Below are 12,774 nucleotides of genomic sequence, written 5' to 3' on the forward strand. Positions count from 1 at the left end.
AGGGTCTGACAGCGGATGCGTCAGGCCTTCAGCTTCTTGGCAAACAAGCGGAACACAAACCTGTTCAATCTGCTTGTCCCTGTTGGCTGCAGGCAAAAAAGGCATAGGCGATAGAGATGTTCGGTAGACACGCGACGCAATCGAGACTGGTCCCCTTATGGGGCCTGGTCATTGCGCTCTGCTTTTCGCTTGTTGCAGATCTCGCTGTAGCGCAGGAGCAACCAAAGCGGCGCAATCTGCTCGAAATGTTGTTTGGTCCGCGCCAGCAGGTGGTCGAACCTTCTCGACCCTTGCAGCGGCAGGATCGCCAGCCGAGAGCACGCAGAACGACGAACAACAGTGTCACCAGTATTTCGACGGGAGCAGCCGCTGCATCAGCGGTCCAAAAGCCCCCGGCGAAGATCGAGAATGCAAAGAAAGTACTGGTGGTTGGTGACTTCGTCGCCAGTGGCCTCAGTGATGGCCTGATCACCGCGTTTGAGGCATCGCCCGGTGTCGTTGTCGAAAACCGTAGCAATGGCTCTTCGGGCCTCGTCCGCGACGATTTCTATAACTGGCCCCAGGAACTTCCCGGCATTATTGCCGAGGTGAAGCCGGCCGTCTTGGTGGTGCAGATCGGAGCCAATGATCGCCAACAGATCGTGGGTTCAGAAGGGCGCCTGGACTTTCGCACCGACGCCTGGTTCACGGCCTATGAGAAGCGGGTGAACGCTTTTGCCGACATTGCGCGCCAGACCAATATACCGCTTGTCTGGGTGGGGTTACCAGCCTTCCGACCGCAAAACATGACTGCGGATGCCATCCGGCTGAACGCCATCTACCGGCGCAGCGTCGAGCAGGTCAGGGGCGACTTTGTCGATGTCTGGGACGGCTTCGTGGACCAGGAAGGGCGCTTTATCATCACCGGCTCCGACATCAATGGCCAGCAGGTGCGCCTGCGCGGTTCCGACGGTATTGGTTTCACCAGCGCGGGCAAGCGGAAGCTTGCCTTCTATACGGAGAAATCCATTCGCCGCATTCTGGGAGATATGACGAGCCCTGACCTGGTGCGCCTTGATGCAGACAATCTTCCCGACTTGCTGAGCCTTGCACCAACCGAGATGAACAATGTGATCTCGACTTCGCCTATTAGTCTATTCGATCCCGAGCTTGATGGCGCCAGCGAACTTCTGGGATCAGCGCCACTCCCCATGGCCCCGATCCTCTCGCCTCGCGATCAATTGGTGAGCAACGGCACTCTCCCGGAACCACCTGCAGGGCGAATTGACTACGTTCGTCTGCCGCGTCCTCAAGGGCAACAGAGCACGGCAACCCCCTGACGGCCAAGATAAAGGGCCGCACAAAGGCGACCCTCGATAGTCTCGGCGGGCTGCCCGCTTACCGCGGCAGAACGCTTTCGCCCATCAGGGCTTCGTCGATGGCGCGGGCGGCCTGACGTCCTTCGCGGATCGCCCAGACGACCAGCGACTGGCCGCGACGGGCGTCACCGGCAACCCAGAGCTTGTCGATCGACGAACGATAGTCCTTGTCGTTGGCAACGACATTGGTCGAACCGCGGCGGTCGGTATTGAGCTCAAGCTTGCCGTTGAGTTCCTTCAACACGCTGTCGGTGAACGGGCCGGAGAAGCCGATGGCGATGAAGGCGAGATCGGCCTTGATGATGAACTCGGTGCCGGCGATCGGCTTGCGGCGCTCGTCAACCTGGCAGCACTTGACGCCGGTCAGCACGCCGTCTTCGCCGACGAATTCGAGCGTTGCCACCTGGAACTCGCGAACAGCGCCTTCAGCCTGCGAAGACGAGGTGCGCATCTTGGTTGCCCAGAAGGGCCAGACGGCGAGCTTGTCTTCGGTCTGCGGCGGACGCGGACGGATGTCGAGCTGGGTTACCTTGACGGCGCCCTGGCGGAAGGCCGTGCCGACGCAGTCAGACGCCGTATCACCGCCACCGACGACGACGACATGCTTGCCACCGGCCAGGATCGGGTCGGCCGGCCAGCCGGCGCTGTCGATGTTTTCGCGACCGACGCGGCGGTTCTGCTGCACGAGATAAGGCATGGCATCATGCACACCATGGAACTCGACGCCGGGAATGCCGGCCTCGCGCGGGGTCTCCGAACCACCGCAATAGAGCACGGCATCATAGTCCGCACGCAGCTTCTCGACGGTCACGTCGACGCCGACATTGACGCCGCAATGGAAGGTGACGTTTTCGCCCTTCATCTGCTCGACGCGGCGATCGATGAAGTTCTTCTCCATCTTGAAGTCCGGAATGCCATAGCGCAGCAGGCCACCGGGCTTGGATTCACGCTCGTAGACATGCACTTCATGGCCGGCGCGACCGAGCTGCTGGGCAGCGGCGAGACCCGATGGACCGGAGCCGATGATCGCCACCTTCTTGCCGGTATGGATCGTTGCCGGCTGCGGCACGATGAAGCCGAGTTCATAGGCCTTGTCGGCAATCGCCTGCTCGACGGTCTTGATCGCGACCGGCGTGTCTTCAAGGTTCAGCGTGCATGCTTCCTCGCAAGGCGCCGGGCAGACGCGACCGGTGAATTCCGGGAAGTTGTTCGTCGAGTGGAGGTTGCGGATCGCCTCCTCCCACTTGTTGTTATAGACGAGGTCGTTCCAGTCCGGGATCTGGTTGTGCACCGGACAGCCGGTCGGACCATGGCAGTAGGGAATGCCGCAATCCATGCAGCGCGCCGCCTGCTTGGTGACCTCAGCATCCGACATGGGGATGGTGAATTCGCGGAAATGGCGAATGCGGTCGGAGGCCGGCTGATACTTCGCCACCTGCCGGTCGATTTCCATGAAACCTGTAACCTTGCCCATGTCTTACCCTTTCAAAACGGCAGGCCCAGAGGCCCCCAATACCAGTAGGCGAGGCCGATAATCGCCCCCAGCACGATGAACTCAATTCCAATCGAGCCATTGACCAGATAGACAACGGCCGGAACAGCGATCCCCAGAGTGATGGACACGGGGAGATGCATCTTGCGCATTCTGCTTCCTCTCCGCCGCTATCGCAGCCAGTTCTCGATCTTCAGTCCCGGAACCCGGGAAAACTCACTCTCGTTGTTCGTCACAAGCACGGCGTCCAGCGCCAGCGCATGTGCCGCGATCCAAAGGTCGTTTGGACCGATATTCTTGCCCTGCCTCAGCGCCAGCCGAACGTCGGCGTACCGTTGATCACTTGGCAGTTGAAGGGGCGCCACATAGAGGCGCCGCGTCACTGCTGAAACCTTCCGAGACAACTCCTCGGAGCCATTTTTTTTAACGCCGAACCAGATCTCACCGTGGGTGATAATGCTGATAAAGGCGTTCTCCTGCCCAACCTCAAGGAGCCGTTCAAGAACCCTTCCACGCGGATCCCTGACGATCGCCGAAACGATGTTGGTATCGAGCATGTACCGCATCAGATCTCGACCTCACTGAGCGGCGCCAGATCGTCGTCATTCTCGACGAAATCCTCTCCGCTCCAGGCTTCCGCCTGCTTGAGATATTCGATCAACCCGGCAGTCACTGCCGTCCGCATCAGGATCGAACCATCCGGTTGGCGCACCATAACGGCGCGATCACCTTCAAGATCGAATTCCTTCGGGATGCGGACAGCCCGGCTTCGACCATTCTTGAAGATGGCGACAGCGACCTCGCCAGCTTCCCCTGTGTCCTTCACATACTCGTTCATGTCGGGCCTCATTCTTGCGATATGCTAAAAGCATATCACAACATCTGAGGCTGTAGAACTCATTCCGCAGCTACGCCCATCCGCATGCGCTCCATCTCCTCAAGCGCACGGCGATATTCGACCGGCATGACCTTGCGGAACTTCGGACGGAACTCTGCCCAGTTGTCGAGAACCTGCTTGGCCCGGTTCGAGCCAGTGTAATGCAGGTGGTTCGAGATCAACTGATAGAGGCGCTCCTCGTCATGGCGGGTCATATCGCCGGACACATCGACGCGTCCCTTGTGCATGAGGTCGCCGCCATGGTGATGCAGCTTTTCCAGCATGTCGTCTTCTTCAGGCACCGGCTCCAGCTCGACCATCGCCATGTTGCAACGGCTGGCAAAATCACCGCTCTCGTCCAGAACATAGGCAACGCCGCCCGACATGCCGGCCGCAAAGTTGCGGCCCGTGCCGCCCAGCACGACCACAACACCGCCCGTCATGTATTCGCAGCCATGGTCACCGACGCCTTCGACAACGGCCACGGCCCCGGAATTGCGCACGGCAAAGCGTTCTCCCGCCACGCCCCGGAAATAGCATTCCCCGGCAATCGCACCGTAGAGCACGGTATTGCCGACGATGATCGAGTTTTCCGCGACGATCCGCGCATTTTCCGGCGGGCGGACGATGATGCGTCCACCGGACAGCCCCTTGCCGACATAGTCATTGCCGTCACCCACCAGGTCGAAGGTGATGCCGCGGGCCAGGAAGGCACCGAAGGATTGTCCTGCCGTGCCATTCAACGTGACATGGATCGTGTCGTCCTTAAGCCCCTTGTGGCCATAACGCTTTGCAAGCTCACCCGACAGCATGGCACCGGCGGAACGGTCAACATTCTTGATATCGACGTCGAAGACGACCGGCTGCTTGTTTTCGAGTGCCGGCATCGACTTCTCGATCAGCTTGCGATCAAGGATGTCGACAATCGGATGCTCCTGACGTTCTGTCCAGTAGGTCGCCTCCTTCGGCGCTTCTACCTTGTGGAAGATGCGACCGAAGTCGAGGCCACGAGCCTTCCAATGAGCCAGCATGACATCTTTCTCGAGCAGTTCCGATGCACCGATGATTTCGTCAAGCTTGCGAACGCCAAGCGACGCCAGGATCTCGCGAACCTCTTCAGCGACGAAGAAGAAGTAGTTGACCACATGCTCAGGCGCACCCTTGAAGCGCTTGCGCAGGACAGGGTCCTGGGTTGCAACGCCCACTGGGCAGGTGTTCAGATGGCACTTGCGCATCATGATGCAACCTGCGGCAATCAGCGGAGCTGTCGCAAAGCCGAATTCATCCGCTCCAAGCAAAGCACCGACGATCACATCCCGACCCGTCTTCAGTCCTCCGTCGACCTGCAGGGCAACACGCGAACGAAGACCGTTCAGCACCAGCGTCTGCTGCGTCTCGGCCAGACCGATTTCCCACGGGCTACCGGCATGCTTCAGCGAGGTGAGCGGCGAAGCACCCGTTCCACCGTCGAAACCGGAGATGGTGATATGGTCAGCACGGGCCTTTGCAACACCGGCAGCAACGGTTCCAACACCAACCTCGGAGACGAGCTTGACCGAGATATCGGCCACCGGATTGACGTTCTTCAGGTCGTAGATCAGCTGCGCCAGATCCTCGATCGAATAGATGTCGTGATGCGGCGGTGGCGAAATGAGACCGACACCAGGTGTGGAGTGGCGGGTCTTGGCAATCGTCGCGTCAACCTTGTGACCCGGCAGCTGGCCACCTTCGCCGGGCTTTGCACCCTGCGCCACCTTGATCTGCAGCATGTCGGCATTGACGAGATATTCCGTCGTCACACCGAAGCGGCCGGATGCGATCTGCTTGATCGCGGAGCGCTCGGGGTTCATCGAACCATCCGGCAGCGGCATGTAGCGATCGCTTTCCTCACCACCCTCACCGGTGTTGGACTTGCCACCGATACGGTTCATCGCGATCGCCAGCGTGGTGTGCGCCTCGCGGGAAATCGAGCCAAAGGACATGGCACCGGTCGAGAAGCGCTTGACGATGTCGACCGCCGGCTCGACCTCGTCAACCGGGATCGGCTTGCGGCCAAGTGCTTCTGCCGACTTGATCTTGAACAGGCCACGGATGGTGTTCATCCGAAGATTGCTCTCGTTGACCATCTCGGCGAATTCGCGATAGCGATCCTGGCTGTTACCGCGAACGGCATGCTGCAGCGACGCAATCGAATCCGGGCTCCAGGCATGGTTTTCGCCACGGATGCGATAGGCATATTCACCACCGACGTCGAGCGAACTCGCAAGTACCGGATCCTTGCCGAAGGCCGCCTGATGACGGGCAACGGTCTCTTCGGCGATCTCGGCCAGGCCAACACCTTCGATGGTCGTCGCCGTGCCGAAGAAATACTTGTCCACCAGTTCTGACGACAGACCGACAGCGTCGAAAATTTGCGCACCGCAATAGGACTGATAGGTCGAGATGCCCATCTTCGACATGACCTTGAGGATACCCTTGCCGATCGCCTTGATATAGCGCGTGACAACCTCGCGCTCATCGACTTCCGGCGGAAACTCGCCATGCTTGTGCATGTCGGTCAGCGTATCGAATGCGAGATAGGGGTTGATTGCTTCAGCCCCGAAGCCAGCCAGACAGCAGAAGTGGTGGACTTCACGCGGTTCGCCCGATTCCACAACGATGCCCACCGATGTACGCAGACCCTTGCGGATCAGGTGATGGTGTACCGCCGCCGTTGCCAGCAATGCCGGGATGGCAATCCGATCCGGTCCAATCTGACGGTCAGACAGGACAATAATGTTGTAGCCACCACGAACGGCCGCCTCGGCGCGTTCGCAAAGACGATCCAGCATTTCCGGCATGCCTTCGGCACCCCGGCTGACATCATAGGTGAAGTCGAGCGTCTTCGTGTCGAAGCGGTCTTCCATGTGACCGATCGAGCGGATCTTTTCGAGATCGCCATTGGTCAGGATCGGCTGGCGCACTTCCATGCGCTTGGCATTCGCCATGCCCTCATGGTCGAGAATGTTCGGACGCGGGCCGATGAAGGAGACGAGGCTCATGACCAGCTCTTCGCGGATCGGATCGATCGGCGGGTTGGTCACCTGGGCGAAGTTCTGCTTGAAATAGGTGTAGAGCAGCTTCGACTTTTCAGACATTGCCGAGATCGGCGTATCCGTTCCCATCGAACCTACGGCTTCCTGACCCGTGGTCGCCATAGGAGACATCAGAAGCTTAGTGTCTTCGCTCGTGTAACCAAAGGCCTGCTGGCGGTCGAGCAGAGAGACGTCACGGCGCAATGCGCGCGGTTCCACGGGCTTCAGGTCTTCGAGGATCAACTGCGTGCGATCGAGCCACTCGCGATAGGGATGCTTGCCGGCGAGCTTCGACTTGACCTCTTCGTCGGAAATAATCCGGCCTTCTTCCATGTCGATGAGCAGCATCTTGCCCGGCTGCAGCCGCCACTTCTTGACGATCTTCTCTTCCGCAACAGGAAGCGTACCGGCTTCGGACGCAAGAATGACGCGATCATCATCCGTCACGATGTAACGCGCGGGACGCAGACCATTGCGGTCGAGCGTCGCGCCAATCTGCCTGCCATCGGTAAAACAGACGGCAGCCGGTCCGTCCCACGGCTCCATCAATGCCGCGTGATACTCGTAAAACGCCTTGCGCTCGGGCGTCATCAACTGGTTTCCGGCCCAGGCCTCGGGGATCAGCATCATCACAGCATGGGCGAGCGAGTAGCCGCCGCGCTGCAGGAACTCGAGAGCGTTGTCAAAGCAGGCCGTGTCGGACTGACCTTCGTAGGAGATCGGCCAGAGCTTGGTGATATCGTCGCCAAACAGCGGCGAGGAGACCGACGCCTGACGTGCCGCCATCCAGTTGACATTGCCGCGCAGCGTGTTGATTTCGCCGTTATGAGCGACCATGCGATAGGGGTGCGCGAGCTTCCAGGAAGGGAAGGTGTTGGTCGAGAAGCGCTGGTGGACGAGCGCGACCGCGCTTTCAAAACGCGGATCGGCAAGATCCTTATAGTAAGTACCCACCTGGTAGGCGAGGAACATGCCCTTGTAGACGATCGTCGACGACGAAAGAGAGACCGGGTAGAAGCCGGTGTCCTGACCGCCGTATTGGTCATAGATGCGGTTGGAAATCACCTTGCGCAGCAAGAACAGGCGGCGCTCGAACTGATCCCGGGTCGCCGCGTCTCGCCCGGCACCAATGAATACCTGAATATGGCGCGGCTCGGTGGCCGCAATCTCGGGCGCCTTGGAAAGCGAGGAATTGTCGACCGGCACATCGCGATAGCCGATGAGATGCTGGCCCTCATCAAGACAGACCTCGGCAATCACCTGCTTGAAATGCTCGATCTGCTTCTCGTCCTGCGGGAAGAAGAAGTGACCGACGGCGTATTCTCCGGCCTTCGGCAGTGTGATGCCCTGCTTGGCCATTTCCTCCCGGAAGAAGCGATCCGGGATCTGGACGAGAATGCCGGCACCATCGCCCATCAGCGGGTCCGCACCGACAGCCCCGCGATGTGTAAGGTTTTCGAGAATGAACAAACCATCCTTGACGATCTGGTGGGACTTCTGCCCCTTCATATGAGCGATGAAGCCGACGCCGCAGGCATCATGTTCATTTTTCGGATCGTAAAGGCCCTGCTTCGGCGGAAGACCCACGGAGCGCAAGGAACGACCTGTTGCCGCCGCCTCGGCTGCTGCGGTTTCAATGATGTCCTTGGATGGCGTCATCTTCGTCATTGCCTTCCCTCCTGTTGAACCTGCCTGAAGCGGGTCGAAATCTTAAGCACCTGGCGATCCGAACCTCGGTCGTGCACCAGTCTAGCCCTTGAGGACCAAACCAGCATGACAACCGGAACTTCGAAGCCGAAGCTGAAATTAGGTCAATACATCTGACCTAATTCGGATTGGTGATATGACAGAAAGTAAACACACACGCAAGGGCATGCCAAGAAAATTAACCGCTCTGGCGGCGCAAAAGATCGCAAAGCATGCGCACCGCGTAATTTTATTGCGCAGACCGCTCCTTTGCGCGTGATCTTCTTGCGAACAGGTCGAGAAAAGTTTGGTCCGTTGCCTGTCCTATTGCCCAACGGGGCTAAATCCCTAATCTCGCAACACTGCACCTTTGGCCTGCGGAGCACAGCATCCAGCGCCGAGGCTTGGCACGAGATTCACAAATCGGGAATACGACATGTTCTTCGCATCTGATAACTGGGCCGGCGTTCATCCGAAAATCGCTGAAAGCCTCACCAGCCATGCTTCGGGTTATGCGTCTGCCTATGGCACGAGCGATCAGGACAAGCGGATCGAGGAACACTTCAATAGCCTGTTCGAGCGCGAGGTTTCAGTTTTCTTCGTGGCCACCGGCACAGCCGCCAATTCTCTGGCACTCGCGAGTGTCGCCCGACCGGGAGGCGTTACCCTCTGTCACTATGAAGCACATGTCACAGCTGATGAAGGCGGAGCGCCGGAATTCCTGACCGGAGCGACGAGACTGCTCCCCGTGGAAGGCGGCCATGGCAAGATCGACAGCGGCGCGCTGGCGAAGGCGTTGTCTGGCTTCGACACCCCCTCGGTGCATCATGGCCAGCCAATGGCCGTCACTGTGACCCAGGCGACGGAAGCAGGCACCGTCTACAAACTCAATGAACTTGATGAAATCGCTGCCCTGACCAAGGCGAAAAACCTTCCCCTTCATATGGATGGCGCGCGCTTTGCCAATGCCCTCGTCGCGCTCGATGCCACACCGGCAGAAATGACCTGGAAACGTGGTATCGACATTCTTTCTTTTGGTGGCACGAAGAACGGTTGCTGGTGTGCGGAAGCGATTGTCTTCATGAAGCCGGAAATGGCGAAGGAGATGCCCTATATCCGCAAGCGCTCGGCCCAACTCTTCTCAAAGACGCGTTTCATTTCAGCCCAGCTGGAAGCCTATCTGGACAACGGTCTGTGGCTTGAAATGGCGAGCCATGCGAACACGATGGCAGATCGCCTGAGAGCCGGATTGCAATCCAAGAACACTGCAAGGCTCGCTTGGGACACGCAGGCAAATGAAGTCTTTGCGCTGCTCGACAAGACATCAGCAGAGCGTGCACGGACCAAAGGGGCACGTTTCTACGACTGGTCCATCCCACGTGAGAACCCGTATCTGGTAGGTGAAGATGAAACACTTGTTCGTCTGGTGACAAGTTTCGCCACAACCGAAACAGAAGTGAATCAATTCATAGATGTCGTTTGAGATCTGGCTTTCTTACAAAGTATCTGATCGCGATTTCTACAACTTACATTTATTTCCCAAGCAGGCCAAATCGCCGCATGATCTTCCCACCAGCCCAATACGGGGCTGGCACGAACACCGAGCAACTCGCTCCGAGGAGAAGCATCATGAGCAAGTTCACAATGAATTCGGCCGCTCTGGCCGCAGCCGTCACCATGGCCGTCAGCGGCGCAACCCTGGTATCCGGCCACGCCGTTGCCCAGGAACAGGAAAAGTGCTTCGGCATTTCGCTCGCCGGCAAGAACGACTGCGCAGCCGGCCCCGGAACCACCTGCGCCGGCACCTCCAAGGTCGACTATCAGGGCAATGCCTGGACCTATGTCGCCAAGGGCAGCTGCACGACCATGGCCCTCCCCGATGGCCGCATGGGTTCGCTGACAGCGCTTGAGCGCGATCTTCCCGCCTGATCTCGCATACGGCATCCCCGCAAGCAGCGGGGGTGCCGTCCCCTTGTCCAGGTAGAAGTCCAGTGGAGATCGCGATGAAAACGCTGGAAGCACACAACAGAACCTTGGCTGCGACCTGGTCGACTGGCCTTCCAGCTCGTGCAGGTGCGGGTTTCAAGACACAACATGCCGATCAGATCCTCACCGATGACTACCGGATCGGCTTTCTTGAGGTACACGCCGAAAACTATATGGGCGCTGGCGGCCATCCTCACCGGATCCTCACGCGCATGCGTGCCGACTTCCCCCTTTCCATCCATGGTGTCGGCTTGTCGATCGGCAGCCCATCCGGCCTGGATTCGGAGCATCTGAACAGGTTGAAAACCGTAGTCGACCGCTACCAGCCGGAGCAGGTTTCTGAGCATCTGGCGTGGTCGACCCATGACAACCATTTCTTTAATGATCTCCTGCCCGTCCCCTACAACGAGGCCACGCTTTCACGCGTTTGCGACCACATCTCAAAGGTCCAGGAAACACTGGGCCGCACTATTCTGTTGGAAAACCCGTCGACCTATATCGCCTTCGAAGCAGCGACGATGAGCGAGACGGATTTCATCCGCGCGATTGTCCAACGCACAGGCTGCGGGCTGCTGCTGGATGTGAGCAATATCCATGTCTCGGCGACCAACCACGCCTATTCACGGCTGGACTATCTCGCATCTTTCCCCCTCGAACATGTCCGGGAAATCCACCTTGCCGGGCATGCGACAGACGAAGATGATCTGGGAGCCCCTCTCCTCATCGACAGCCATGATCGCGCCGTCGATGACATCGTCTGGGCGCTCTATACGGAAGTCCTCGCAAGAACCGGTCCTCTGCCAACACTCATCGAATGGGACAATGACGTACCCGACTGGCCCATCCTGAAGGCGGAGGCGCAGCGCGCGGAAAAGATCCTCGATCGCTTCGCGACCTTCGCAAATCCGAGGCTTCGCCATGCTGGTTGACCCGGTCAGTTCCGGCAGATTTGCAAGGTCCTTGCTGGATCCAGAAGCACCGGTTCCCGACGGGCTGGTGAGCCATCACGGAGGCGCAGTCGAACGACGCTTTGCCGTCTACCGGAACAATGCAGCCGTCTCTCTGGTCGATGCACTCGCTTCCATTTTTCCAACAGTGCAAAACCTCGTGGGCGAAGAGTTCTTCCGCGCCATGGCGCATCTATACGTGCGCGCGCACCCGCCCCGCTCGCCACTCATTTTCACCTATGGCGAGGATTTTGCGGGCTTCATCGAACAGTTTCCGCCAGCAGAACCAATACCCTTTCTCGCCGATGTGGCCCGCCTTGAACGTCTTTGGCTCGACAGTTTTCATTCCGCCGACACCCCACCGCTTGATCCGGCATGCTTGAGCAGTGTTCCACCTGAACGCCTGGAAGACCAGTGCTTCCAGCCCCATCCGGCGGCTCGATTGCTTTCGACGGCTCACGCCGCCGCCAGCATTACCATTCGCGACCGCGCCGGCGAAAGCCTCAGCGACATCAATCCCATGTTGCCAGAAGCCGCGCTCATCACAAGACCGGCCTGCGACGTCGCGATCAACCGCCTCTCGCCGGGTGGCCACACCTTTTTTCATGCGCTGATGGCAGGCAGGCCGCTAGGCGAGGCTTGCGGTGAAGCCATCAAAGTCGAAGCAGAGAGCGACATCAGCGCGCTTCTCACACTCGCCTTGACCAGCGGAGCCTTCGCTGACCTGGTCGACAATTCTGCAAAGGGGGAATGAACGTGACATCAACACTCAAAAGCGCAGTCGGGCACTATCAGCGCGCAACCGACAAGCTTGAGCAATTTCTGGAGCCATGGTTTTTGGGGCTAATGGCAAGATTTGTCTTTGTCGCGGTCCTTTTCGGTTATTACTATAACTCCTTCGCGACCAAGGTGGGTGAGGGAGTAGTTGGTTTCTTCCAGATCCGGCCCAGCGCCTATTACCAGATCGCCCTGCCCGCAGTCGAAGCCGCTGGTGGCAATGTCTCGGCAGTCTCCTTCTTTCCGTGGGGATTGATGGTGATCGCAGGAACCTATGGCGAGTTCATCCTGCCGATCCTGATCGTCCTCGGTCTCTTCGGACGTCTTGCGGCCCTCGGAATGATCGTCTTCATCCTCGTCCAGACACTGGTCGACATCACCGTCCACATGGTCGATGCAGCGACCATCGGCGCCTTGTTCGACCGCTTCCCTGACAGTCTGATCATGGATCAGAGGCTCTTGTGGATCTTCCCGCTCCTGTATCTGTTCGTGAAGGGCCCGGGGCTTCTGTCGGTTGATGCACTTCTGGCACGACGGTTTCAGGCAATGCCGAGCGCCAGACAGGTCCAGGCCTGAG

11 protein-coding genes are annotated in these 12,774 nt (G+C 58.9%); 6 read left to right on the forward strand and 5 right to left on the reverse strand.

Going from position 1 to position 12,774, the window contains the following annotated elements; genetic code table 11:
• The first annotated feature begins 116 nt into the window (after positions 1-116).
• Positions 117-1,319: an SGNH/GDSL hydrolase family protein gene (locus FE840_RS00265; RefSeq protein WP_138287935.1), complete on the forward strand. Its 1,203-nt coding sequence runs from the start codon at positions 117-119 to the stop codon at positions 1,317-1,319.
• Between the two features lie 58 nt (positions 1,320-1,377).
• On the opposite strand, the gene FE840_RS00270 is transcribed toward FE840_RS00265, so the two are convergent.
• From FE840_RS00270 to gltB, 5 genes are read right to left on the reverse strand one after another with little or no spacing between them, the layout of a single operon-like run.
• The gene (locus tag FE840_RS00270) at positions 1,378-2,832 is read right to left on the reverse strand and encodes a glutamate synthase subunit beta (RefSeq protein ID WP_138287936.1); all 1,455 of its coding nucleotides are present in this window, start codon (positions 2,830-2,832) and stop codon (positions 1,378-1,380) included.
• Between the two features lie 11 nt (positions 2,833-2,843).
• Positions 2,844-3,002: a hypothetical protein gene (locus tag FE840_RS00275; protein ID WP_171033725.1), complete on the reverse strand. Its 159-nt coding sequence runs from the start codon at positions 3,000-3,002 to the stop codon at positions 2,844-2,846.
• 18 nt (positions 3,003-3,020) lie between these two features.
• Positions 3,021-3,407: a type II toxin-antitoxin system VapC family toxin gene (locus FE840_RS00280; RefSeq protein WP_246318806.1), complete on the reverse strand. Its 387-nt coding sequence runs from the start codon at positions 3,405-3,407 to the stop codon at positions 3,021-3,023.
• A gap of 8 nt (positions 3,408-3,415) precedes the next feature.
• Entirely contained in the window at positions 3,416-3,688 is a 273-nt protein-coding gene (locus FE840_RS00285; protein ID WP_171033726.1) for an antitoxin, read from the reverse strand.
• 59 nt (positions 3,689-3,747) lie between these two features.
• Entirely contained in the window at positions 3,748-8,469 is a 4,722-nt protein-coding gene (gene gltB / locus FE840_RS00290) for a glutamate synthase large subunit (protein WP_138287939.1), read from the reverse strand.
• Positions 8,470-8,923: 454 nt separating this feature from the next.
• On the opposite strand from gltB, the gene FE840_RS00295 reads away from it, so the two are divergent.
• From FE840_RS00295 to FE840_RS00315, 5 genes are all read left to right on the forward strand, one after another.
• Entirely contained in the window at positions 8,924-9,970 is a 1,047-nt protein-coding gene (locus FE840_RS00295; protein ID WP_138287940.1) for a threonine aldolase family protein, read from the forward strand.
• Positions 9,971-10,116: 146 nt separating this feature from the next.
• Positions 10,117-10,416 (forward strand): BufA1 family periplasmic bufferin-type metallophore, encoded by a 300-nt coding sequence (locus tag FE840_RS00300; protein WP_138287941.1) that lies wholly within the window; start codon positions 10,117-10,119, stop codon positions 10,414-10,416.
• 74 nt (positions 10,417-10,490) lie between these two features.
• The gene (gene bufB / locus FE840_RS00305) at positions 10,491-11,402 is read left to right on the forward strand and encodes an MNIO family bufferin maturase (RefSeq protein ID WP_138287942.1); all 912 of its coding nucleotides are present in this window, start codon (positions 10,491-10,493) and stop codon (positions 11,400-11,402) included.
• A 31-nt stretch (positions 11,403-11,433) separates the two neighbouring features.
• Positions 11,434-12,174 (forward strand): HvfC/BufC N-terminal domain-containing protein, encoded by a 741-nt coding sequence (locus tag FE840_RS00310; protein WP_246318807.1) that lies wholly within the window; start codon positions 11,434-11,436, stop codon positions 12,172-12,174.
• Positions 12,171-12,773 (forward strand): DoxX family protein, encoded by a 603-nt coding sequence (locus FE840_RS00315; protein ID WP_138287944.1) that lies wholly within the window; start codon positions 12,171-12,173, stop codon positions 12,771-12,773. Before FE840_RS00310 ends, FE840_RS00315 begins: the two co-directional genes overlap by 4 nt.
• The last annotated feature ends 1 nt before the right edge of the window (position 12,774 follow it).

Origin of the sequence: Peteryoungia desertarenae, from assembly GCF_005860795.2 — a bacterium.
GTDB classification, from domain to species: domain Bacteria; phylum Pseudomonadota; class Alphaproteobacteria; order Rhizobiales; family Rhizobiaceae; genus Allorhizobium; species Allorhizobium desertarenae.